Raw genomic sequence first — 26499 nt, forward strand, 5'->3', positions numbered from 1 at the left:
TATTTATATTTAACTTCTATGTTTTTTACGTCAAAGTTTGACACTAAATAAAGTTAATAAACTAGCTAAGACTAATCCACCTAAAACTGATAGAGTAATAATCACCACTGTACTCATATCATTTTTATCTTTAGGGAATTCATTTTCAATTTGTTGAATATCTGCATTTAGATTATTTGCATTATACTTACCACTGTTAATTTTTGATAATAACGCATTAGTTTGAGATTTAATTTTTTGTTTATCTGCAGATGTTAATTTTTTATCTGTATCTAATCTTTTTAGGATTGCATTTAGTTTTGTAATTCCATCAGCAAAAATTCTAGCTTCATTAACAATATTTTTGTTAGTGTCACGAGCATTAGTTAATTTGTTTACTAATTTTTCTTTAACTGCAGTAGGTAAAACATCTAGATTATTAATAACAGCAGTATCTAAATCTTTAGCAATTGTAGGGTCAGCTTTTGAAATAGCTTCTGAAGCATTAGTTACATTGTTTGAAAGCTCTTCTTTTGATTTTGAGTTTTCAATTGTACTTATTGCTTTATTTAGTTCTGTTTTTAGTTTTTGCTTATCAGTTTCAGAAAGTTCGCTGTTTTTCTCAATAGCACTTAGAGCATCATTAATTTTTTCTTTAGCAATAACAACTTCATTAGCTACTGTTTTTGCCTCAGAAACAAGTCTGTTATTATCACCTAAACCTTGAAGAATTTTGTTTGTAAATTCAGCTTTAACTTCACTGCTTAACTCTGGAATGTTATTTACTATTTCAACACTAGCTTCTTTGGCTAAAATCACATCATTTTTACCAATTACATCAATAGCTTCAGTAATAGCATTTGAAACAATTTCATGATTTGTGGCTTCTTCAATTTTAGTTAAAGCGCTTTTTAATTCATTTACCAATGTTGTTTTTTCTATTGTAGATAATGAAGATTTAGAATTAACAACATTAATTGCTTCGTTAATTTTATCTTTTGCTACTCTAGCATCAGCTGCTATTGTTTTAGCTTCAGAAACAACTTTTTCATTAGCTAACGCATCAGTTGTTAGTTTACTAATTAAATCCTTTTGAATTGCAACTGGTAAATAGTTGATATTGCTTACTAAAGCTTCACTTGCTACTTTTGCTACATTTACATCAACTTCAGCAATAACTTTAATTGCACTAGCTACATTTTCATTAACCGCTTCTTTAGTTTCAGATTCAGCAACTTTTACTAATGCATCATTTAATTTTGTAGTTAAGGCAGTTTTTTGATCTTCATTTAATGTAGTTGATAATTTAACAATTTCTAGCGCTTCTGCAACTTTATCTTTAGTTAAATTAATATCGCTAGATAAGTTTTTAGCTTCTGCAATGATTCTAAAGTTATTATTTCCATTATCTTTTAGTTTTTCAATTAAGCTATTTTGTAGTGCTGTGTTTAATGATGGAGTATTTTTAATAATGTCAGTTGATGATTCTTTAATAATTGTTGGATTAACAGTACCTACAATTTTGACAGCTTCTTCAACAATTTCGCTAATAGCATCTTTATTGTTTATTGATTCAATTTTATTTAAGATAGCATTTAATTCATTAGTTAAATTGGTTTTAACTTCTGTTGATAAGTTAGTATTGTTATCAATAAAAGCGATTGTATTAGTTAAATCTTCTTTAGCTACCTTAATATCATTAGCAAGTGTTTTAGCTTCTTCTACTAGTCTAATGTTTGTTTCAGGGTTTGTTGATAATTTAGCAACCAATTCTTCTTTTAAGTTAGATGGTAAATCAACAACATTATTAATAATTTCTTCATTTGCCTTTTTAGCAATTTCTGGATCTGCTTCAGCTAGTAATTTTAAAGTGTTAGACACCGTTTCTCTAGCTGCATCAACATTTTTTACTTCATCGAGTTGAGTTTTAGCAGTATTTAATTTTTCGATTAATTTAGTTCTTTGATCACCTGTTAATAAAATGTTGTTAGTTACTGAAGTAATAGCTTCATCAATTTTATCTTTTGAAACTTTTAGGTCATCAGATAAAATTTTTGCATCACTTATTAATTTAGCATTAGTATTTTCGCTACCTTGAAGTTTAGCAATAAAATCGTTTTGTAAAGATATATTGAATTCAGGAATGTTCTTAATGATTTCTACACCTGTGGTTTTTGCTACTTCTGGATCAGTTTTTGCAATAACTTTAATTGCTTCACCAACTGTGTTAGTTACTGCTTCTTCATTTGTCGCAGATGTTACTGATTCTAAAGCTGTATTTAATTCAGTAACTAATGAATTTTTTTGTTTTGTAGATAAGTTTTTGTTTCCATTAACTGCATTAATTGCATCTTTAATTTTTTCTTTAGCAACCTTAATATCATTATCAATGACACTAGCTTTTGCAACAACAGCTACTGCAGATGATGGATTTTCGTTTAATTGTTTTAATAATTCAACTTTATGTTCATTATTTAAGTTTGCTAATTCATTAATTTTAATTGTTCCATCTTCTTTAGCGATTGTGTTACCTAGATTTGTAGCTTCAGCTGATTTAGAAGTTACTTGGTTGTCTAAATTAGTTAAGTTAGTTTCATTTTTAATAGCATTTTTAGCTGCTTCTAGCTGTGTTTTAAGTTCTTGTTTTCTTGCAGGAGCTATTTTGTTTTCTGGTTTATCTAATTCAGTAATTAAATTATTAATTCTTTTAGCTTCATCATTAGCTTTTTTAACACTGTTAAATGAATTAATAATTGTAGTTGCGTTTGTGTTTGTAGCATTAATTGTATTTTTAACATTAGAAACTAATGTGCTTGATAAGTTGTTTTCACTAGCAAATGAATCAATTCTTGTAACTAATTCACCTTTTTTATTAGATACATAAGTATCAACCTTAGAAACTGAACCAGAAATTCCTGTTTTAACTGAATGATCAAGCGAAACAGCAGCGTTATCTAAAATTTGTTTAAGAGTTTAAGCTACTTTAACTTTTTCATCAACACTTAAGGGACTCTCAAACCCATCGACTGTTGAAATTAAGGTTTCACCATTATTAACTTTAAGAATATTTTCAGCAACTTCAACGTTTGAAACAGCAGTATTTGTTGTGGTTGCTGAAGCATTGATTTCTTTAACTACTTCATTTAATTTTCTGATTTCTTTAGCATTATTAACAGCTTTCTCAAATGATGGTTTAATATTTGTAGGTAAATTTGTGATTCTTGTTTCTAAATTTTTAATTACAGGATCAAGAGCTTTTTTAGCTTTATCAATTCTTTCTAAACCATTGTATGAATTAACTATTGTAACAAAGTAGGTGTTAAGTAAATCAGTAGTAAATCCATTTCTTCCTTTAGGGAATAATGCACCATTAAAATATGAACCAGTAGCTAAATTTTCACTAAATTTAAATCAATCATCAGTAAAATTAACTTTTGATAAAAGAAATGGAACTTCATTAAGGTCATCTAAAATTTTCTGCAATCTCACAAAATCACTTGCAGCTTTTGTTGGATTACCTGCTTGAGTAATATCACTACCATTTGTTAAGTAATAGTATTTATTCATAGCAAATTTTTTCATTATTGTTTTAGCTAATCATAAGTCACCTCTGTCTCTTAACAATCTGTGGTTATAACTTTGTAACAAGTTGTAACCACCAGCAAAGTTTTTAACATTTTCTCTACCACTTCCATTTTGTAGATTGTTGCTTAACGATGCTATCTTATCACCTAAATAAATGCTATACATAGCATTTCAGTTAGCTATGTATCTGTTTCCTGATTTAGGATATTTATTTACATCAAGGTTGTCTATAGATCTTGAAGGAATAAATTCAGCAGGTCATAGTGTACGGTTAAACGCAAAGTTTATATAAGCTTGGAAGAATGTTTTAGCATTACGATTAGATTGTGAGTCAGCAGTAGCTGCAGCGAAAATTTTAGCATATGCAGCAGTAACATCTTTACCAAACTTTCTTAAATGTTGAATTGTTTTAAGTTTATCTCCTTCTGCGATATCACCTGTATTCTTTAGTAATTTTCAAAGTTTTTCAAGTGTGTTTTTATATTCATCTAATGTTGGTTTAAAACCATTATCATTTCAAAATGTTTGAGATCAGACTTTTGTAAAATCGAAATCATTAGATTTATGTGCCATTGCAGTTTTATAAGCTTCTAAAACTTTTGGATCAGTAAAATCACCCATTGATGCAGTTGTGATGATTGATCAGTTAAATTTCATACCTTCGATAAAATCAGTAACCATAATATCTACTTCATGGTATGAAGCTTCATCTGTTATAGTGTTGATTTTTTCTTTTAGTAAATCAATTTGATACCCTACTAAACCACCACCTAAGTGACTATATTTATTTGCTTCTACTTTTTTAACTAATTCATCTTTCTTTGCTTGTACGTTAAAAGTAGTTGTATTATTATTTGTACTTTCACTAGTATCAGTAGCGGAAGTAATTAATAAAACACCACCAATTCCAGCAATTGGAAGAGAACTTAATTTAATAAATTTATTAATATTCTTTTTATACATTTTTCCTCTTAAGTTATATTAAAGTCAAAAAAACTTTAATAATAAAATATGCTTAATACCAGAAATAAAAAGTTTTAATTAACAATCAGCCAAATTCATTGAAACTTTTTCTAACTAGAACAAAGCATATTCTTTCTATCTATCTAAATTATAATAAATTCTGAAACAATTTGCCATATAGGTACTAAAAAAATATTAACTGAATTAGAAAATCATAATTAAGATTAATAAACCGTTTTCTGTAAAAACATAATCTGTTGCACTGAATACTAATTACTAATAAATTTAATAAAAACACTGGAAAAACCAGTGTTTTCGTATACACACACATTACTCTATTCTATATATATATATATATATATATATATATATATTAATCAAGAGATGAAAGTATTTTTTCCACTTCTGAAGAAATTTCTGCAAATTTTTCACGTTTAGAAAAAATATTTTTTAAGTAAAAATTAATTTTTTCTATTAATACTTGGGATTTTAAGTAATTAAAAAGACCATTTTTAATTGAAATAGTACTTAATTTTGCTATTAAATCAGATCTTAAACTTACAACTTCTTCACCTAAAAGATTTTTATCATTAGTTTTTAGTTTAAATGTATATTTCGAGATATTGCTTTTATTTAATGATTGAAGAATATAAATGATTCTATCTTCTAAATATTCGATCCTAATTATTGGATTTTTGGTAGTTACAAATTCAATTACAGGCATAGAATTAGTATTTAAATTATATTCATGAATATTTTTATCAAACTCATTAAATGATAATCCATTAACCTTAACCATATCTATATCATATTCAGTTGGTATTGATGCTACAGGTGAAAACACTGAAAATTCATGAACTATAATACCATCTCCAGTGCTTCCATCTTTATGGGTCATTAGTATCCTAATAGCATATGCATTTACAGGTTTGAACTTAAAGATATTAGGTGTTTGTATGTCATCGCTTAATGTGCTTGGTTGTGAAATAATTGAAACATTCTTTCAAAGGCTATTATTTTTTAAGTTGCTGTTGGTATTGTTTATGTTTCCTAAATTTGCAAAGTCAGGTAAATCAGTAGGTTTAGTATCTAAATACTGAATTGTGTAAGTTTTAGGTGCACTAGAATTAGTATCATGACCAAAAATAATTTGTAATTGGTCAATCTGTTTACTTGTTAAAACTCCACCTTTAGCAAAAATAGCACCAATATAATTTTGTCTTTGTAAGTTATTTTGTTTTAAATCACTTCATTTGTTGTTTGGATTGATAATTCCATCGTTTAGGTTACTAATTCTATTATTTTCATTTTGTGTTTCACTTGAATATCCAGCGAAAATAGCTGGATATTCAAAACCTGTTACAGCTCTTGAAACATTTTCATCTTCTAATTTTGGTACAACTAATACATTAGCTTCAACTTCTTGATCTAAACCTACTAGTTTACCAGTTATTTTAACCACTTGATTTAATCTACTAAATTGACTATTATTTAGTTTTTCTCAAACTACATTAATAACTTTTTGGTTACCAAAATTATCATAAGTTAATACTCATTGTGGCAATTCTGGTAAAAATCCTTGAACGCTAGTTGTATAAACTGTTTCTGTATATTGTAATTTTGAAACTAAAATTGAAGCAAAAACCTTTTGGTTTGTTCTTTCAATAAATCCTTCAACTTCATAAACCCCTGGTTCATTAAAACTATGTGTGCTTTTTGATCATAAAACTCTTTCTTTACGAGCAAATCTTTCACCTTCATAATTAATACTTATAGTATTAGGCAATGTCGCTGTTTGATTTATCATAGTTTCTAACTTAATAACCTCTGTAGAAGTAATTAACTTTTCACTTAAAGATTCTAGAATATTAAGTGTTACAACATTAGTTTTATAAATTTGGTTTTTATATTTAAATTCAGCATACACTTTTTCACTTCCAGCAGTTTGCGCTAATATATAGTCATTTTCATAGCTAAATAAAGTAGGATTTTGACCATTTTCATCATAAAATTTAAGGTTTTCTACTTTAGAAATATCTAAAAATGTATCATCTTCAAGTTTTATAGTTAATTTAGCTTTTTGAGCTTGTCCAACAGGTAAATATGATAAATCTAATGTTTGAGATTTCACTTTATCAACAGTTTTTTGAATATTTACAGTATAGTTTTTAACTTTTCCATCTTCTCCAATAGCATTTACTAAATAAGTTTTAGATAAACAATTGCTAATTTCAACAACTTCTACATTAACATTATTAGCTTTATCTGTCTCAAAAGTTAAATCTGGTCATTCTTGGCTATAAGGTATGTTTAAATTATAGACAGTTTTATTGGGGTCAAAATCAGGTAAAAGCTTATTATTGTACTTAATAGCTTGTAAATTAGCATTATTTTGTAACACAAAACTATTTTTTGATTCGTATGCTTGTATTCTAGTAAAACCTGTCACTCAATATTGGTTATTTGTTTTAGTTCTAGAAATAGCTTTGACTCTAATATATTTAGCATTTATTGGATCGAAATTAACGATAAAAGTTTTATTGATATCGTTTGCTGCAAAATCAGAAACATTTGATTGATTGGACACTTTTATAAAGTTATTATTGTCATTTGAATATTCAATAATAATTTGTTCTGGACCATTATTACCAGTGTTTCTATCAACATATAAATTTAGTGCTAAAGCACCTATTTTATGTTGTTTGTGTAGCTCAAAAGTTAAATAATTTTCTTTTGCATTTGAATTATTACCTGGTTTTCAAGTGGTTCATCTACGATTAACATTAGGAGTTGCTGTTATAACATTAGCAGCTTGATCATTACCCTGTTGATATGAAGATGAAATATTAGCAATATTTTCCGATGTAAATAAATTATTTTCAAATACTATGTAATCAATATTATCTTTAAGTGCAAATATTGCTTCAAATTTAATAGGTGGGTGTTTTCTTAAATGACCAGTAATTATTTTATGATTATTTTTAGTTTCAATTTGTTCATTTCATATAACTTCTTCAACTACATTTATAACACCATTTGTTGCTTCAATAGTATTTGGAAGCATATTTAATATTTCTTGATTTGTTGAATTTATATGAATAGTTTTATGAATATTTCTAACTTTAAATGTTGATGCAAAATCTACAATTTCAACATTAATTTGGTGTTTTTTATTTTCTAAAACAAACGATGCTTGATATGTGCCAATATTATTTGTATTTACACCAGTAATATCTCATGTTACTTGTTTTGTCGCAAATTTACCGTTATTTAAAACTACTTTTACTGTTGATGGTAAATTCAATTCTTCATTTACAAAACTATATTGAGTATCTAAATCAACATATTTTATAGTTTCTAAACTAGAATCAATGTTATTAATAGTGAATATATTTGTTGAATCAGATTTTAAACCAGTTGAAGAAGCTGATAATTTAATTTTTCCTTCATTAGTTTTAGATTGTACAATCACAATAGCTTTACCGCTAAATAGTTTTCTGCTTCAAACACCATTAGGCTGTGCTTTATATCTTTCTCTTGAAGCTGCATTTCCATTATCAACACTTACAATTTCGCCAGGACCTTCGATATCAAAAATAATATTGTTATCAGCTCATGGGTTTTCTACACCATTTTCATCAATAGCCGATACTTGAATATAACTTAAAGATACCCCATCTGCTTTTATTACAGTTTTTTCAGGAGTTAGTTTTATTTTTACTGGATCTTTAGCTGTTTCTATTACATTAATTGCTACAATTTTAGAATTTTTATCCAATGCTTTAGCTTCTATTTTACCAGGTGTATAATCAACTAATCATTCCAGATATAATTTTCCATTTTCGCCTTCATTATAGAACTTTTTCTCACCAAAACCTGCTACCTTTTTGAACGTTTTTACACCAAGTGATACTCCATTCTTAAATAATTCAACCTTATCTGCATTAGAATAAATACGAATAGGTATTTTACCTTCACTATTTTGTACTAGTTTACGATATTTTTCATTATCTCAACTTCAATGAGGAAAAATATGTACCATTGGTTTGGTTTCTGGATCTAATCATTGTGATTGGTACAAATAGTAATCATTTTTAGCAAATCCAGCTGTATCAACAATCCCAGAGTATGAACTTTTAGGTACATCGGCACCAGATCGTTGGTTTCAAGGCGTAGGTTCTCCAATATAATCTCATCCTGTTCATATAAATTGACCAGTATATCATTTACGATCACGATCAAATTTTCATGATCCAAAAGCAGATTTTCCTCAGCCTACTTTACTGTTTCCAAAATCTGATAATTGATATGAGAAAGCATCAATGCTTTTTCAAGGTGTTCCACTAGGTAAATCATCTGGGTCGAAATAAACACCTCTAGAATTTAAGGAACTGGATGTTTCTGCTCCATATATTTTTCAGTTCGGAAAATTAGTTCTATAGTAATCTAAATTATCTTCCGAATAATTAAAACCAACTGTATCGAGTAAACTAGATGCACGGTTTATATTATCATTTACATAATATCTATATTTATCATTACCTCATGTAATATATCTAGTTTTATCTATTTCTTTAGCTCAATCGACTAATTTTTTAGTAGTATCAACACCCATTTGAGTGTAGGCTTCATTAATTTCATTCCCTATAGAATAAGCGAAAATAGCAGGTGAATTGATGGTTTGTTTAATCATTTGCTGTAAATCAAATTTGGCTCATACATCAGTTCCATTAGCATCTGGGTGTGTAGCTATTTCGTTAAATACATTTCCATAGTCATTACGTTTTTTAACAGTATATCAAGTATCAAAAGATTCATTAATTAGTAATAAACCTAAATCTTCACATATCTCTATTAAATTAATGTCAGCAGGATTGTGCGTTGAACGTATGGCATTAACTCCCATATCTTTCATCATTTTCATTTGGCGGTAAATGGCATCGTAATTATTAATAGCACCTAAAGCACCTTGATCATGATGCATAGAAACACCATTAAATTTAATTTCTCTGCCATTGATGCTAAAACCATCATTTGCAGTTCAATCAAAATAACGATAACCAAAGCGAGTATCAGTCTCTTGGATTAATGATTTTCCATCTCAGATTTTAGTTTTTAAAAGATATAGATTTGGAGCTTCGGTATCTCACAATTTGGGTCTATTAACTAAAATAGTATTTTCAAAGGCATAATTTTTGGAATGTGCTGGTAAATTCAGCGTTTCAGTATTATTTGTAGCAACTACTTCACAAGTATTTTTGTCTATAATTGTTTGTTCAATTACTATTTGTTTATCAATGTTAGTTTTATTTTCAAGTTTATATTGGATTTTAGTTTCTGCATTAGAATCTTTTTGAGTTTTTAATTTTGGTGTGGTTATAACTATTCCACCATCTCTTATTGTTCTAACTTTATTAAATGCTTCTAATTTTACATCACGATAGATCCCAGAACCAGAATATCAACGTGAGGATTCTCTTTTGTTTTCCGCTTTTACAGCAATAACATTTTCACCACCAAAATTTATGTATTTAGTTAAGTTATAAGTGAATGGGTAATATCCAGAAGGATATTTTCCTAATAAATGACCGTTAATTCAAACTTGTGAATTTGAAAAAACTCCACCAAAGTGAATATTAATTTCTTGATCTTGTCATTCCTTTGGTATGTTAAATGATTTTCTATATCAACTAACCCCTCCCTCAAGGGCTCCTCACTCGTTTGAAATATTTGGAGAAAAATCGAAAAAAATTGATCAATCATGCGGCAAGTTTAAATTTGTCATTTGTCTATCATTATAGTTTAATGATGTAATTGAAGATGAAGCTTCATCCCCATATTTGAATTTTCAATCATTATTAAAATTAATACTTGATCTTTCTAACACTGATAAATTCGCATAATCAGTAGATATGTCTGTGTTTTGATCATGTAATTCAGGTAAATTATCAATTTTAATCGGTACTTCCTTAAAACCTGAAATGACAATATTTTTAAATAAAGAACTATTATCTAATTTATTTGTTAGTGTTGTTTTAAACTCAAGCTCATTAGTTAAATAATTTCTTTTAGACAATACTCAATCAAACGAAATATTAGGGTTAGGAGTATAATTAATAACTTTAACTAAGTCTAAATTAGCATCTAATACATTAACACTTGAAGGATCAGGATATGCTAAACTTATAGTTTTAATGATATTTTCTAAATTTAACTGATTATCATTTGCTTTGTCTTGATTATCGCTAGGTATATTACCAGCTTTATTTTGATAACAAGATGTAGCGATTACTGTACTTGTAAGCAGCGAATTAGTTAAAGTTAGCAATACTAATTTTTTAGTTATTATTTTACCCATGATATTCCTTTTTTCTCTAGAAAAACAAAAGAAATACAATTTCTTGTATTTCTTTTGTTTTTTAGTTAAATTGAGTTTTTTGTAATTTAATATACGTACTTAAATTATAGTGCATTTCTTTTTAAATTCAATAAATTTTTGTGTTTTTTTCTAAAAGTTTCAGAGTGCAAATTAGTTGATGTCTTGGCAATTGAATAACATAATTTCATTAAATTTATAACATATAAAGCTGTTTTTTCAGAGTAAAAGGTTTATATAAAAAATTAACACTCAAATGAATGTTAATTTAATATCGAATATTTTAGTTAGCAGCTATTTTTTTACGTTTCGCTTTAACAACTAATAATGATAATAGTGAAACTACTGCTCCTAAACCTAATAATGTTAAAAATACAGTTGTTGTTGAGATTAATGTTTCGAAATTAAATGATGAATCAACTTGTGGAGCAATTCTTAAAATATTATTGATATCTGCTCTAACATTTGTAGCTTCACCTGAATTAATTTTATTTCTTAAGTTATCCACTCTATCTTTAATTTCAGTTTTTGAAGCAGCTGATAATGAACTATCTTTTTGAACATTTTTCTCAATTTTATCAAGTTCACCTAATGCAAAATTATACTAACGTGCTTTTGCAACTACTACAGCGTTTTCAGTAGTAGAATCAGTGATTTTATTATTTAATTTATCTTTTAATTCAATAGGTAAATTACCTAGGTTATCAATAATTTCTTTATCTAATGCTTTTGATAAATCTGTATCAACTTTAGCAATTAATTTTGAATCTGAAGAAACACTCTCACGAACCGCGTCACTATTAGCAGCTTTAGTGATATTGTTTTTAGCTGTGTTTAAGTCATTTAGTAACTTTTCTTTTTCTTCAGGTGTGATTTCGAAAGCGTCACTGTTTAATTTTTCAATTGATTTATCAATTTTATCAACAGTAGCTTTAACTTCATTAGCTAAATTTCTAGCTTCATCTACAACTTTTTTGTTATTTTCTGAATTGTTATTTAACTGACGAATGAAAGCATTTTTGATAGCTTCTGAAAGTTCTTTAATGTTTTTGATTAATAATTCTGTTGTAGAAATTGGTAAACGTGAACCAACTTCGTTAACAGCTGTTGTTGCTGTATTTAACTTACCGTCTAAATCATTTAAATTATTAGCATTTGTTAAATCGTTTTGAACATTATCGATTTTTCCCAACAATTCATTTTTAACTTCAGAAGATAAACCGTTATCTTTTGAGTTTAAAACAACTTTTTCTTCGTTAACTTTTGTAACAATTGCATTAACTCTTCTGCTTAAGTTTAATAATTCTAAATATTTTGCTTTTGCAGCTGGCAATGAAACTGTATTAGTTAAGATTTCAGCTTTTACTGAAGCAATAAGGTTAGCTGAAAGATTTGGGTTTTTTATTGCATCAATTTGTTCATTGATCTTAGTTTTTTTCAGCTGTGATGTATTTATTAACTAATGCAACATATGAACTAACTAAATCAAATTTATTAATTTCTGATGTACCAACCACATTTGCGGTAATAGCATTTTTAATTGAGTTTGCATTTTCTCTTTGTGCAGCTTTTAATAGGCTAGTGAATTCGTTTGTATTACCAACTAATGCTTCAGCTTTTTCTAATTTGTTCAATTCTTCAATAACAAGTAAGTTAGCTAAAGCAATTTCGATTTTACGTTTTTCTTCAAATAAATCGTCTAATCTTTCGTTATTAGTTTTTAATGTTGTTGCATTTGATGCTAATTGCGCATACGGAGCTTTAGATGATTCAGGTAGATTTACAATTCTTGAATTTAGTGTGTCAATAGCTTTTCCTAATTCAGCTTTTGCATCATTTACCCTTACTTTACCGTTTAATTCAGCACCAAGTCTGTTAATATCAGCTACAAGCGCACCAGGTTTTAAATCACCTTCAAAGTCATTACCAATAGCTAAATGTCTAGAGAAGTTAACTACTGAATTATCAGCGAAATTTAATTTACTTAATAAATACTCCACACTGTTGAATTTTTTAATGTTTCTATCTAATGATGCTGAAATCTGTCATATACTTGGGATATTCTCAGCTTGTGAAAATTCAGTTGTTTTAGTTTCAAGTCAATATTTATATTCTGAATATTTTTTAATAAGTGGCACTTTATTAGTATTTGTAAAATCAAAAATTCCCACTGCATATCCGTTTGATGAAGTATAACCATATCTAATGTTATTGTCACCGTTATTAAGTGTATTTGTATCACTTTTTAAATAATTACCCATTCAAAGAGCAAACATTGCATTTCAGTTTGAATAATATCTTTTACCGGTATTTACCATGGCAGTGTCTGCGTTAGCTGGATCTGTAGGTCTGTAATATTTAACACCTCAAAAAGGAATATTAAATGGATAATTTATAAAACTTGTAAAAAATGTTCTAACATTGTCATTTGTTTCGTTAGGTTTACCATCTTTACCTTTATTAAATCAAGGTGAATAAGCTTCAACAATCTTATTCTGGAAATTATTTACATCATCAAATGTCTTAACTTTATCAGCCTCTGATATTGAATTACCTTTTAAAATGTTTCACAAAGGCACTAATTTAGCTTTATAAGCGTCAGTTTCATTTTTAAAATTACCTCAAAAACCAGCACTTCAGATATTTTTATAATCAAAATTGTCAACAGGTTTTTGAGCATTTGTGAACGCTTTTTTATATTCATTTAAAGCGGCATCACTTGTAAAATCACCAAATGAAGCTGTTGTTAAAGCAGCCCAACTAAATTTAACAGCTTCAGCAAAATCATTAATGTATGATTCTGTTGAAGCAATAGTTTCATCACTTGTTACATCTTTGTCAATTTTAGCTTTTAATAAGTCAACTTGATACTTAGCAAATCCACCACCTAGATCTTTATAAGTATTATTATCAACAACACCTTTTAATCTAGTTTTAGCTTGTTCTACACGTCTTGCTAATGCTGCAGCCTCATCATTTCCAGAGTTAGCATCTGTGGCTGAAACAAATAAAGATACACCTGAACCCATAATAACAGGTAAAGCACCTAGTTTCAGAATTTTGTTTAATTTATTAGTTTTCATTGTTCCTCTTAATATCACTATTTGTAATAGCTTTATTATATAGAATTAATATAGAATTAAATTGTTAAATTTATATGATTTCTTGCGGAAATTATGGATTTTTTGACGAAACAAAAAATCTTTTTTTTTTTTTTTTTTTGTTCTAATTCTTTCTAATTTTAAAAGATTTTTTAACAGTTCCAAAATATTTATATAACTAGTATGTAGTTTATTTAGTGTAAAAATGGAACATTTTCATAAAAGTGAAAAAACACCTCACTAAATCGCTATAAAAATTAAATTAATTGTAAGATTAAATTGAAAAAAATAATTTTTCAACGATTTAAGGGGTGCAAATTAACTTTTTTGGTATTTTAGGCAAAATACAAATTGAAAACTAACTGAAAAATTTTCCATATTAAAAAAATTAAATTTTGTGAAAAAATAGTTTCAGAAAACTAGTACAACTTTTATAACACTTCTTAAATTACGTACTTTTTTTATGAATTTTAAAAAAGTGCAACTCAGACCGTATTAATGTTATTAATATAGGTCTAACAATATTTCACAGTATTGGAGTATTTTATGAACCAAAATTTACAAGATAGAGAAGTTATTCTTAGAATAACTAACTTAAACAAAAGTTTTAAGAAAAATAAAGCTCTACAAGACTTAAGTTTTAAGGTATATCGTAAACAACTTTATGGTTTCTTAGGGATTAATGGTGCTGGTAAGTCTACCACATTAAATATTATTATGGGTCTTTTAGCTAAAGATTCAGGTGAAATTGAATTATGTGGTGAAAAAGTTAAGGGTGATTTTACTAAAATTAGAAATAACATTGGGATTGTATTCCAAGGTTCAATTTTAGACCCAAACCTAACAGTATATGAAAACTTATATTCAAGACTAAGTTTATATAAAAACCAGTTCAAAGGTCAAGAAACTAAAGACGTGGTAAACAATATTATTAGAGAATTTAAACTTGAAGATATTGTAGACCAAAAATACCAAGGTTTATCAGGTGGACAAAAAAGAAGGGTTGATATTGCTAGAGCATTAGCTCACAATCCATCAATTTTATTTTTAGATGAACCAACAACAGGACTAGATCCAGTTTCAAGAAAGCTAGTGTGAGAAATTTTAGAAAACTTACAAAAAGAAAAAGGTTTAACTATTATTTTAACAACACACTATATGGACGAAGCTGATAATTGTGATTACACTATAGTTATTAAAAAAGGTCAAAAACTAGCAGAAGGTACACCTTCAGATTTAAAAACCAAGTACGCAATGTCATGACTTATGATTCAAGATAATTCAGAAGATCAAAGAATTAAGAAATTATTAGATCAACATAAAATGAATTATGAATTTAAAGGTGGATATTACAAAGTAACATTCCCAAGTTATGAACAAGCAAACCAATTTACCAAAAAACACATTCATTTACTTGATAATTTTGAGTTAATTAAAGGTGGAATGGAAGAAGTATTTATTAACTTAACAAATGGTAAAGGAGGTAAATAATGTCAACATTTAACACATTGTTAGCAAGAAACATTAAATTGTTCTGAAGAAACAAAGAAAAACTAGTCTTTTTACTACTAGGACCAGTTATTACATTATTTGTTTTCTTCTTCTTTGTGCGTAAGAATTTTGAACCAGGAACAATTCATACAAGATTTTTAGAATTAAGTTCTGTTCCTGAAGAATCATTAAACGCTTTAAGAAAAGCAGGGGTTATTGAACTTCATTATAGTAGTGAATTTACTTCGAATGTAACCAATTATTTATTCAATGGTACATTAATTTCAGGACTTATTACTATTACAGGATTTACAACTGCTATTCAACTTTCACAAAACATCGTGTGAGACCGTGAAAACCGTACATTAGATGACTTTTTCATCGCTCCAACACGAACCACAACAATCAGACTTTCTTATGTTGTATTTAACATTATCTTCAATTTAATGATTACTTTACTTACATTATTTGCTATTTACACATATATTTATGCTAAGTTCCCAGATTCACCTTTTACCAATTATGAAACATTCCTATCAATTGTAGGTATTACAGTTTTAATTTGTTTAATTAACTCAATGTTTTTCGTATTTGTATTCTCATATGTAAAAACAATGTCAGTATTCCAAGTGTTAAACGGACTACTATCATCAGTTGGGGGATTCTTAATTGGTGGTTACTTCCCAGTTTCATTCTTACCAAATTACCTATCTGCACCTATTTCATTCATTCCACAAACACAAGCTGGAATCTTGCTTAAAAACATTGCAACTGCAAACCAATTTATTACAGCAGATTTTAACACCTTAACACCAGATAACATTATGTTTACCATTAACAATGGAAATGCGAATGAAATGAAAACTGTTTTAGAATTCTTCAAAGCTACTCATGATCCAAATTACATGACAACAGCTGCAACATTTGTTAAAAAATTAACAGATGGAATTAATGAAGGAATTATCAACAGCGCAAAAGTAACTATTGCTGGACAAGAAGTAGAAAAATACATCTCAGTAATTTACTCATTATCTATGGTTGCCCTATTTACTGTATTATTACTAGTATTAAAAGTTTCTAGACGTAAATAAGTCAGCTAAAACACCAAGTTAACTTGGTGTTTTTTTTATACCGTTTAAGCCAGTATTTTCAGCATTTTGCTATAAAAAAAAAAAAAAAAAATTAACACACCAAGTGTGTTAATTGTAATTAGTTTAATTAGAAAATAGCGTTAATTCCACCCATTACTAATCCAGCTACAACTGGAGCTAGTCCTGGAACTAATAATCCGTATTTTCAATCCGCTTTAACTGGTTCAATTAATTTGTTTTTAAAGATTAATGCTGTTAAGTAGTATACCAATCTAGGTCCTAGGTCTCTAGCTGGGTTAATTGCATAACCTGTACTTGAACCAAGAGACATACCAATAGTAGTTACAGCTGCTACAACGATAGTTAAACCAGCAAATCCAGTTTGTTTACCAGCTACTAAAACAGCAACAAGTAGTAATATAGTACCTAAAAATTCATATAAGAAATTGTGTACTCATTTATTTTCGTGAGCTGGACCTGTACATGAAGAACCTTTTAAAGCTGCTGCTGGGTTTTCTTTGATGTGGTTTCAGTTAATTATATTTAAGATAACTTGACCTAAAATAGCACCAATAAATGTACCAACTAATAATAAAATCATTTCTCCAGCGTTTAATACATTAGCTGTTGCATCAGCTGCAACATAATTAGTTAAGAACTTTGGAACTCCAACTTCTTTTTGTCCTTTAATTAAATCCATTACGATAACAGCAGGATTTAAATAACCAGGAGCACCAAACTGATCTGCCACTAAAACACCTAAAAACACAGCTAAAGCTCAAGCTGCTGTAATAAGAACTCAATTAGCTCTAGTATTGTGAGCAAACATTTTCTTAAATGAAACACTGGCTACAACACCATTACCAAAAATAATTAAAATCATAGTCCCTAGAATTTCTCCTAACAATGCAAATAGAAGAAACTGTCCGTGACTTAATGTATTAACTGCAACATTTGAAGCGGTTGCTAAAGCTAAAACATTTTCGTGCATTCTTACCTCCATAATGTGGTTAGTAAAATAGAGTGTAAGCTTGTGTGATTAACACAACCATTATTATTCTACTATTAACTTCCTAAATATGGAAACATTTCCACATTTTGCAGTTTAATTTTTGAAATTTTGAATTTCTAAAATTTGGAAATTCTGATTTTTGCAAGTTGCTTAATAGCTATGCTTTTAGGTTTTTCTTTACACTAAATTTTTAAAAAATCTGATTTTTTGGGGATAAAAAATAATTTTTGCAACTTGTGAAAACACTGAAAAAGATTGTGGAAACAATTCCATAGATTAAAATAATAGTGGTTAGTAAAATAGAAAAAGAAAAGAGCAGAATGAAAAAACTGATAAATAAAGTTGAAAATGTTGTTGAAGAAATGCTCATTGGGGTTGAATATAGTAACCCTAATGTCATTAAAGTTCCTAACTATAATGTCATAGCTAGAAAAAACAATGTCATAGCTAGAAAAAACAAAACTAAAAAAGTAGCACTAGTATCTGGTGGAGGTTCAGGTCATGAACCTTCACATGCAGGATTTGTAGGATATGGATTATTAGATGCTGCAGTTGCAGGTGAAGTGTTTACTTCACCTACCCCTGATCAAGTTTTAGCAGGTATTAAAGCTGCTGATAACGGTTTAGGTGTGTTATTGATTATCAAAAACTACACTGGAGATGTTTTAAACTTTGAAATGGCAGCTGAAATGGCCGAAATGGAAGGTATCAAAGTTGTAAAAGTTATTGTAGATGATGATATTGCAGTAAAAAACAGCTTATACACCGTTGGAAAAAGAGGGGTGGCAGGTACAGTTTTAGTTCACAAAATTGCAGGAAGCTGTGCTGAAGATAAAAATAGTATGGAAGAAGTAGCAAGTGTTGCAAATGAAGTAATTCAGAATGTAAAAACGCTTGGAATGTCTCTTGGTGGATGTACTATTCCAGCTTCTGGCAAAACTAGTTTTGAACTAAAAGAAGATGAAGTAGAAATGGGTTTAGGAATTCATGGAGAACCTGGAACTCATAAAGAAAAACTTTTAAGTGCCAAAGAACATGTTGAATATATGTTAGAAAAACTACTAAAAGAAAGTCAAATTAAAGATGAAGAAGTAGTAGTTTTAGTTAACGGACTTGGTTCAACTACTTTAATGGAATTAAATATTATCAATAAAAATGTAGTTGAATACTTAAAAGCTAAAAATGTCAAAATTCATCGAACTGTAGTTGGAAATTATATGACTTCACTTGAAATGCCTGGATTTTCAATTTCAATCTTAAAATTAAGTGCAAGAACTAAAAAATATTTTGATTTTGAAATCAAACAAAATCTATTTTAAGGTGGATAACTAATGAACGATAGTAATTTAGTATTACAAATACTAACAAAAGTATGTAACAAATTGATCTTAAATTATGAACAATTAAACGAATTAGACCGTTTAATTGGTGATGGAGACCACGGAACTAATATCAAAAGAGGGAGCGAAGAAATCCTAAAAACACTACCTAATTGAGAAGGTAAAACTACTAAAGAGATATTAAATAATTCAGCTATGATTTTGATGTCAAAAGTAGGTGGTTCTAGTGGACCAATTTTAGCTACCATGCTAATGCAAATGGCTAAAGAAAACAATTTAGCTGATGCCTTAGTTAAAGCTGGTGAAGGAATTCAAGCTCGTGGAAAAGCTAAAGTTGGTGAAAAAACGTTAGTAGATATTTTAGTTCCATTTGCTCAAACTTATCAAGAAAAAGTTTTAGCAAATATCGACCATAAAACTGCTATGGAATTAGCACTAAAAGTAGCTAAAGAATACTTAGATAACTCTAAAAATATTCCAGCAACCAAAGGTAGAGCCAGCTACTTAGGAAATAGATCAATAGGTATAACTGATGCCGGATCACAAACTATGTATTACATTTTAGAAACTATTTATGAGGAAACTAAATAATGATTAATTTTGTAGTAGTTAGTCATAGTAAAAAACTAGTTGATGAAGCTATTAAATTAGCAAACATTATGAAATGTGATGAGTTTATCACACTAAATGCTGGTGGTATGCCTTTTAGCGATGAGCTAGGAACTGATGTTTCATACATTATCGAACAAATAAATAGTTTAATGGATTCAGAATACATCTTCGTTTTTTGTGAAATGGGGAGTTCATTATTATCAACACAAATGGCTTTAGAAATGTTAGCTAATGAGAAAGTTATATTAGCTGACGCTCCTTTAATTGAAGGTTTAATGGTAGCAACCGCTGCCAATTACAAAGGAGCAACTAAAGACACAATTTTACACGAATTACAACAACTAAAAAATTTTACAAAAACAATCTAAGGACAAATTATGAAAAAAGTACATGATGTCGCAATTATAGGTGGTGGAATTATTGGAGCAAGTATTGCCTATGAATTAGCTAGGTACAAATTAGATTTAATTTTACTTGAAAAAAATCCAGTTTTAGCTAATGAAACTTCATTAGGAAACACTGGATTAATTCATGGCGGTTTTGACCCTGATCCTTCAAAGAAAAATGAACCATGAATGAATGTTGAAGGAAATAAAAAATGAGTTAATGAGTGATTTAAACACCTACAATTTCCAAGAGTTAAAATCGACTCATTAATTACAGCCTTTAACGATGAAGAAATGGAACATGTACATATGCTTTATGAACGTGGGTTAATTAATAAAGTGCGTAAAGAAGATATGCAAATTTTATCAAAAGAAGAAGTGATCAAAAAAGAACCAAACATCAATAAAGATGTAAAAGGTGCTCTTTTATGTACTAGTTCTTGAGCTATTGCACCTGTTGAAGCGACTAAAGCTTTAATTGGAGCAGCAATGCAAAATGGAATGGAACTAGCTAAAAATGCTAAAGTAGTTTCAATTAAAAAGTTGAAGGTGTTTTTGGAAATTAAAACTGAAGATAATAGAGTATTTTACGCTAAAAAAATAGTTAATGCAGCAGGACACTATGCTGATGTGTTAGCTAACGAAAACGGTTTTGATGACTTTAAACAAACAACTAGAAGAGGTGAATATAGAGTACTTGATAAATACACACCTAATTTAGTTAATTCAGTTGTATTTAAAGTTCCTACAATTCACGGAAAAGGTGTAGTAGTAGCACCTACATTAGATGGACACTACATAGTAGGTCCTACAGCCGAAGAAAATGTACCAAAAGAGGATACAAGACTAGTTACAAGAGAAAAATATGACTACATTGGTAAAGTTGGTACAGACTTAATTCCAGATATTAAACTTGAAAGAACAATTATGACACTTTCAGGTTCAAGACCAATTGACATTGAAACCGATGACTTTGTAATTCGTCCAAGTAAAAATGACTCAGACTTTATTTTAGCAGCTGGTATGCAATCACCAGGTCTTTCATCAGCACCAGTTATTGCATCAGAAATAGCTAAATTACTAAATGTAAAATTAGAACCAAAACCTGATTTTAAACCTGATTTCACTCAATTAGTTTAATCACCAAGGAGAAACATGGAAAAACAAAAGTATGTAATTACCCTAGATCAAGGTACAACCAGCAGTAGAACAATTGTTTTTAACAAAAACGCTGAAATTGTAGCTGCTAGCCAAACTGAATTTACTCAATACTACCCAAAAAGTGGTTGAGTTGAACATGATGCTCTTGAAATTTGAAACACCCAATTATCAACAATGCAATCTGCGAAACATAAAGCAGGAATTAAATCTACTGATGTAGCCGCTCTTGGAATTACCAACCAACGTGAAACAGTAGTTTTATGAGACAAAACAACTGGATTGCCTGTATATAACGCAATCGTTTGACAAGACCGTAGAACACAAGAATACTGTGAAGAACTTGAAAAAGATGCTAAAGTTGTTGAAACAATTAAACATAAAACAGGGTTAATTCTAAACCCATATTTCTCTGGAACTAAAATCCGGTGAATATTACAAAATGTACCAAAAGCAATGGAATTACACAAAAAAGGTAAATTACTAGCTGGTACAATTGATACTTGATTAATTTGAAAACTAACTCGTGGAAAAGTACATGCAACTGATGTATCAAATGCTTCTAGAACATTATTATTTAACATCCACACAATGGATTGAGATGATGAACTATTAAAAATCTTTGATATTCCGAGAGATATTTTACCTACTGTAAAATCTTCATCTGATGATTATGGAACTGTATGACCTGAATTTTGAAGCATTAACGCAGTTGGAGAAGTTCCAATTACAGGGGTAGCAGGAGATCAACAATCTGCTTTATTTGGTCAATTATGTTTTGAACCTGGTACTGTTAAAAACACCTATGGAACTGGATGTTTTACCTTAATGAACATCGGTGAAAAACCAGTTAATAGTAAAAATAACTTACTTACAACTGTAGCTTGAAGATTAGGGAACAAAAAACCAGTTTATGCTTTAGAAGGATCAGTGTTTATTGCTGGTGCATCAATTAAATGACTTAGAGACTCACTAAGAATTGTATATGATGCTGCTGAATGTGATTTTTACTGTGAATTAGCTTCAAAAGATCAAACACACCATGTTGTAGTTGTTCCTTCATTTACAGGTTTAGGAGCACCATATTGAGATTCATACTCACGTGGGTCAGTGTTTGGACTTGAAAGAGGAACTAAACGTGAACATTTAGTTAAAGCTACAACTGAATCGATCGCTTTACAATCAAATGATTTAATCCAAGCGATGGCAAGTGATTTAGGTAAACCAATTCAGCTCTTAAAAGTTGATGGTGGAGCAAGTAGATCAAATTACCTAATGCAATTCCAATCAGATATTTCAGAAATTAAAGTTCAAAGACCTCAATGCGTTGAAACAACAGCTATGGGTGCAGCATTTTTAGCTGGACTATATGTAAAATACTGAAAAGACCAAAAAGAATTACAAAAACTAGTAGCAATTGATACAACTTGAGAACCACAAATGGAAGCTCCTAGACGTAAATTCTTACTAAAAGCCTGAAAAGTTGCAATTAAAAGAACTTTAGGTTGACTAAAAGAAATCAATGAATAACTAATAAGAAAAATCAAGCTTAATGGCTTGATTTTTTTGTTTATAAAATAACAATAGCAAAAACCGAGAAAAAACAAGTAAACATTGTGTAAGTTAAGGTAGTTTCAGCCATTGCAACTGTATTTAGAAAAAAGTTGCGATGATAGACTAAAATCATAAAATAACGGCTTAGTGATACATAAATATTACTTGGAAAGCTAAAAATATTTAAAACATACGAAGCAAACATTAAACAGCAAAACAAAATAAAAGCTGTTAAAAATGCATTTAAGAAGATTGAAGTTTGATGCAATCGAGACATCATTTGCACCCCAAATAATGCACCGATAAAAAAGATTGATAAACCAATGTTTTTTAAAGTTTGATCGTAGTTAAAAACATTAGGCACTTGTAAAAAGTGGTCAAATTTATACCTTTTACGAATAAAATATCAGACAACTGAAGCACAAATTACACTCGATAAATGTACCACCATTAAAATCATGATATTGGAAAAAGTTAAGTTAGCTTTAGTGTGTCTAGATAAACTTAAAAATAGTTCAATAAAGATATAAAATAAACTATTCATCGGATTAACTACAGTTGTTACATTATCAACTTGAATTAATTTATCAGTTGCACTTAAATGGGTAAGTAACCTAAATAAACCAACTCCAATTAAAGGTACAACAAAAACAGAAGCCCCATAAAAACTAGCAAAAATAAAGCGATATTTTTGATGAGTTTTACCTAAAAAAGTAGCTGTATAACTAGCTAAAACTAATAAAAACAAAGCAACAAATTCTGAAATTAATATTTCTCAAGGTAATTGTGATTTATAAACTGAAAACATAGCTTCAAAAGGGTTTATATATAAATTAGTGTGAAATGATTATTTGTTTTTGATATAAGGTAAAATAGCTCTTAAGTAAATCAGTACTGAAATTAAGCTTAAAAAGACTGATGAAACAAGTAAAATGGTGTAAATACTTTGACTTAAGTAATTAGCTCAAGTAATTGAAGCGATATTGTATTGTGCTTCTAAAGACACAATAATTGAAGTTACAATTAAAAACGCTGTAATTAAGATAGTTTTTAATTTTCCTCATTTATTGGCTGCTACTTCTATTTTATTTTGAGCCATCACCACTCTAGCTCCATCAACGATAATATCACGTAGGATAAAAAAGGCAGCCACAAATCAGTATATTTTATCCAACTGAGTTAGGTAAAAAATAAAGCAAACTGTAATTAGCTTATCAGCAATTGGATCTCATAGTTTCCCAAAATCAGTAACTAAATGATATTTTCTAGCTAAATAACCATCTAAAAAGTCAGTTAACATAGCAACAATAAAAGTAGTTAAAGCTAGTGAGTTAAAAATAACAAAATTATTTGGTGTTTTAATAAAATAAATTGCAAGTGAGGCAAAAATTGCAAAAGGAATAACAAATAAAATTCTAGCAACAGTTAGTTTATTTGGCAGATTCATTGCTTTCCTTAGTTTGTTTTAATTTTTCATTATATGAATCAATAATTTGTTTTTCTAAATCTTGTTTTTCTGCTAATTTAATAAAATCAGTTTCATTTTCTTTAGCAATTTGTTTTTCTGATTCATCTAAAAATTTATCAAAAACTTCAACTACGCTTTGTAGTTTTTTATCTCATAAATTACTATTTAAGTCTTGCAACATCATAATAGCTTGTACAAATTTTTGTCTTGATTGAGTTTCTAAATAACAAGTTTTAAATTTAGGTGATTTAGTAATTTCTAAAATAGTGTTTTTAGCTGCGTTATTTAAATCTGACATTTTGTATTCACCAATACTTGGCACAAATTCACTTTGAACTTGTTTGTTGTGTTCCGTTAGAGCTTTTAGTGAAATAGCTAACTCACGAGTGTAAATTGCTGTTTCTTTTTCTAATTGTTTAGCTGCGATAGCTAATTTCTTTTTGTCTTTTTTCTCTTTGATGTATGAATAAATAAATCAAACAACAACAGTACCAATTAGAATACCTAAAATAATTCAAATAATAAGTGTGTAATCCATTTTCTTCCTTTATTTTTTAATTGATAATTTTCACTTTGCTTCTTTATGATCAAAGCAAGCTTGTTTTAAAATTTCATTTGCATCTTCACTTAATTCTTGTCCACTTTCGATAATTTGTAATAAAGCACCTGTATAACGGTTATAATTAAATCTAGGTTTAGGTTGAACTAAATCATAAGAAACTATTCCACCGTTAGATAAAGTTTCACTAAATGGAACATCTGTATTAGCTACTAGATATTTTAATTCTTTGTTTAGTTTTGCAACTTCATTTTTAGCTTCAATTAAAGCTTCAGCAAGTAATTTAACTTTTTCAACATCAGCTAATGTGTAGTTAGTTGTTTGTGTTTCTTTATCAAATTTTTCCATATTACTCCTAAATAAGTCCGATATAGTTACCAAATGCTAAAACACCAATGTTTAGACCAAAAAAGATTAAAGTCGATAAAGCATCACTTAAGGTAGCCAAAATTGGAGCAGACATAACGGCTGGGTCTTTTTTGAAGCGAATTGCAACTAGTGGGATCATTGTTCCTAAAAATTTAGCAAAAACTACAACTATTAAAAGTGAAAGTGAGCTAGCTAAAATAATAAATGTAATTGAAGTTCATGAAGCCTCTTCGTATGGAAGCCCTCTAAAACCAGGGATTGAAAAGTAAATATATAGCCTAACGACATTGACAGCAAACATAATTGAACCAATAATAGCCCCAATTGACATTTCTTTTAAAACAACTCGTCAAATATCTTGCTTTTCAATTTCACCAAGTGCCGAAGCACGTGTGATAGTTGTTGAACTTTGGCTTCCAGCGTTTCCAGCTGAACCAGAAATAATCGGAATTAAAGCAACAATAATTGAGGTTGATATCGCAACACCTAACCCTTGGATAAAGTGTTCACTAAGTTCAGTAAAGGCTTGGATAATATATTGGCTAATGGTTGCTGAAAGCATTAAAATAATTAATCATACAGTACGAGATTTAACAATCTGTCAAATTTTAGTTTTTAAATAACTTTCTTCAGCAGCTTCTGGATTAATACCAGCCATTTTATACATATCTTCAGTTGCTTGTTCTTGAATAACATCAATAACATCATCAGAAGTAATCATTCCAATTAAAAAGTTATCTTTATTAACTACAGCTACAGTAGAACGGTCGTGGTCTGAAAAGATTTGAGCTGCGTGTAATTTATTATCATAAGGGTGCACACTAGTTACAACATTGTATAACTCATCAATAATTTGGTCTTCATCGTTAAACACTAATTCTTCAAGTGTAATATCCCCAAGTAATCTACCTTGCTCATCAACTACATAAAAGTTGTGAGAAAACTCTTTATTTTGACGATAGTCATGACGAATTTCTTTTAGTGCTTTTTTAGTAGTTCAGCTAGCTTGAATAATTGAAATATCAACACTCATCATGCTTCCTACTTGATCGTCACTATATTGTAAAATAGCATTAATTTTGCTACGTTTATCTTCATTAGTTTCTGCTAAAATCCTACGAGTAATATTAGCTGGTAAATCTTCCAAAATATCAGCTAGTTCGTCTGATTGAAGCTCTTGTAAAATTTTAGTTCCTCATTCTTCAGAAAAACTAGAAGCTAATTTAGCTTTAGTATCATCTTCTAAATAAGAGAAAACTTCTGCGGCGGTGTCAGTTTTTAAGACTCTTAAAATGTATAGTTGTTCGTAACTATCAAGTTCTTCGAGAGTTTCAGCAAAGTCAGCTTTAGGGTATTCATCTTCAAGTTCACGTATGTTTTTAACGCTTTTGTTTCAAACTAGTTCTTTAAGTTGTAAAACTAAGTTTTCTCTTAGTGTTTCTGTAAATTCCATTG

General features: G+C 28.9%; 20 protein-coding genes. 8 read left to right on the forward strand and 12 right to left on the reverse strand.

Annotation, left to right across the window (positions count from 1 at the left end):
* Positions 1–9: 9 nt before the first annotated feature.
* Positions 10–1860, reverse strand: a complete 1851-nt coding sequence (locus ACJA23_RS01915; RefSeq protein WP_406613466.1) for a hypothetical protein — start codon at positions 1858–1860, stop codon at positions 10–12.
* Here ACJA23_RS01915 and ACJA23_RS01920 point away from each other — a divergent pair.
* Positions 1850–2863: a hypothetical protein gene (locus ACJA23_RS01920; protein ID WP_406613468.1), complete on the forward strand. Its 1014-nt coding sequence runs from the start codon at positions 1850–1852 to the stop codon at positions 2861–2863. The genes ACJA23_RS01915 and ACJA23_RS01920 overlap by 11 nt on opposite strands.
* An 89-nt stretch (positions 2864–2952) precedes the next feature.
* Here the strand turns inward: ACJA23_RS01920 and ACJA23_RS01925 are convergent, their stop codons facing one another.
* From ACJA23_RS01925 to ACJA23_RS01945, 5 genes are all read right to left on the reverse strand, one after another.
* Positions 2953–4527 carry a hypothetical protein gene (locus ACJA23_RS01925; protein WP_406613470.1) on the reverse strand — a complete coding sequence of 525 codons (1575 nt, stop codon included), beginning with the start codon at positions 4525–4527 and terminating at the stop codon, positions 2953–2955.
* Positions 4528–4900: 373 nt separating this feature from the next.
* The gene (locus ACJA23_RS01930) at positions 4901–10885 is read right to left on the reverse strand and encodes a sugar-binding domain-containing protein (protein WP_406613472.1); all 5985 of its coding nucleotides are present in this window, start codon (positions 10883–10885) and stop codon (positions 4901–4903) included.
* A gap of 301 nt (positions 10886–11186) precedes the next feature.
* Complete coding sequence (locus ACJA23_RS01935) at positions 11187–11411, reverse strand: hypothetical protein (RefSeq protein ID WP_406613473.1); 225 nt, start codon at positions 11409–11411, stop codon at positions 11187–11189.
* Between the two features lie 96 nt (positions 11412–11507).
* Complete coding sequence (locus ACJA23_RS01940; protein ID WP_406613475.1) at positions 11508–12236, reverse strand: hypothetical protein; 729 nt, start codon at positions 12234–12236, stop codon at positions 11508–11510.
* A 94-nt stretch (positions 12237–12330) separates the two neighbouring features.
* Positions 12331–13986, reverse strand: a complete 1656-nt coding sequence (locus tag ACJA23_RS01945; RefSeq protein WP_406613477.1) for a hypothetical protein — start codon at positions 13984–13986, stop codon at positions 12331–12333.
* Between the two features lie 564 nt (positions 13987–14550).
* On the opposite strand from ACJA23_RS01945, the gene ACJA23_RS01950 reads away from it, so the two are divergent.
* Positions 14551–15495, forward strand: coding sequence for an ABC transporter ATP-binding protein (locus ACJA23_RS01950; RefSeq protein WP_406613479.1), 945 nt, complete (start codon positions 14551–14553; stop codon positions 15493–15495).
* Entirely contained in the window at positions 15495–16586 is a 1092-nt protein-coding gene (locus ACJA23_RS01955; protein ID WP_406613481.1) for an ABC transporter permease, read from the forward strand. The genes ACJA23_RS01950 and ACJA23_RS01955 overlap by 1 nt, the downstream gene beginning before the upstream one ends.
* Positions 16587–16713: 127 nt before the next feature.
* Here ACJA23_RS01955 and ACJA23_RS01960 read toward each other — a convergent pair whose 3' ends face one another.
* On the reverse strand, positions 16714–17577 hold the full coding sequence (locus ACJA23_RS01960) for an MIP/aquaporin family protein (protein WP_406613483.1): 864 nt from the start codon (positions 17575–17577) through the stop codon (positions 16714–16716).
* 341 nt (positions 17578–17918) lie between these two features.
* Between ACJA23_RS01960 and dhaK the strand changes: the two genes are divergently transcribed.
* From dhaK to glpK, 5 genes are read left to right on the forward strand one after another with little or no spacing between them, the layout of a single operon-like run.
* Positions 17919–18917 (forward strand): dihydroxyacetone kinase subunit DhaK, encoded by a 999-nt coding sequence (gene dhaK, locus ACJA23_RS01965; protein WP_406613485.1) that lies wholly within the window; start codon positions 17919–17921, stop codon positions 18915–18917.
* Between the two features lie 12 nt (positions 18918–18929).
* Positions 18930–19529, forward strand: coding sequence for a dihydroxyacetone kinase subunit DhaL (gene dhaL, locus ACJA23_RS01970; RefSeq protein ID WP_406613487.1), 600 nt, complete (start codon positions 18930–18932; stop codon positions 19527–19529).
* Positions 19529–19918, forward strand: coding sequence for a dihydroxyacetone kinase phosphoryl donor subunit DhaM (gene dhaM / locus ACJA23_RS01975; RefSeq protein ID WP_406613489.1), 390 nt, complete (start codon positions 19529–19531; stop codon positions 19916–19918). The genes dhaL and dhaM overlap by 1 nt, the downstream gene beginning before the upstream one ends.
* Before the next feature lie 9 nt (positions 19919–19927).
* On the forward strand, positions 19928–21076 hold the full coding sequence (glpO, locus tag ACJA23_RS01980) for a type 2 glycerol-3-phosphate oxidase (protein WP_406613491.1): 1149 nt from the start codon (positions 19928–19930) through the stop codon (positions 21074–21076).
* Positions 21077–21091: 15 nt separating this feature from the next.
* The gene (gene glpK, locus ACJA23_RS01985; protein ID WP_406613493.1) at positions 21092–22624 is read left to right on the forward strand and encodes a glycerol kinase GlpK; all 1533 of its coding nucleotides are present in this window, start codon (positions 21092–21094) and stop codon (positions 22622–22624) included.
* A 40-nt stretch (positions 22625–22664) separates the two neighbouring features.
* Here glpK and ACJA23_RS01990 read toward each other — a convergent pair whose 3' ends face one another.
* Genes ACJA23_RS01990 through mgtE form a run of 5 tightly spaced genes read right to left on the reverse strand, consistent with a single transcriptional unit; the run spans position 22665 to position 26497 of the window.
* Positions 22665–23456, reverse strand: coding sequence for a hypothetical protein (locus tag ACJA23_RS01990; protein WP_406613495.1), 792 nt, complete (start codon positions 23454–23456; stop codon positions 22665–22667).
* A gap of 39 nt (positions 23457–23495) precedes the next feature.
* On the reverse strand, positions 23496–24095 hold the full coding sequence (gene pgsA / locus ACJA23_RS01995; protein ID WP_406613497.1) for a CDP-diacylglycerol--glycerol-3-phosphate 3-phosphatidyltransferase: 600 nt from the start codon (positions 24093–24095) through the stop codon (positions 23496–23498).
* On the reverse strand, positions 24079–24654 hold the full coding sequence (locus ACJA23_RS02000) for an MHJ_0274 family protein (RefSeq protein ID WP_406613499.1): 576 nt from the start codon (positions 24652–24654) through the stop codon (positions 24079–24081). Before ACJA23_RS02000 ends, pgsA begins: the two co-directional genes overlap by 17 nt.
* Positions 24655–24663: 9 nt before the next feature.
* A complete protein-coding gene (locus tag ACJA23_RS02005) occupies positions 24664–25023 on the reverse strand; it encodes a hypothetical protein (protein ID WP_406613501.1) in 360 nt (119 codons plus the stop codon).
* Positions 25024–25030: 7 nt separating this feature from the next.
* On the reverse strand, positions 25031–26497 hold the full coding sequence (gene mgtE / locus ACJA23_RS02010) for a magnesium transporter (RefSeq protein WP_406613503.1): 1467 nt from the start codon (positions 26495–26497) through the stop codon (positions 25031–25033).
* Positions 26498–26499: the final 2 nt, after the last annotated feature.

It is taken from the genome of Mycoplasma corogypsi (assembly GCF_045276875.1).
Lineage (GTDB): Bacteria > Bacillota_I > Bacilli_A > Mycoplasmatales > Metamycoplasmataceae > Mycoplasmopsis > Mycoplasmopsis corogypsi.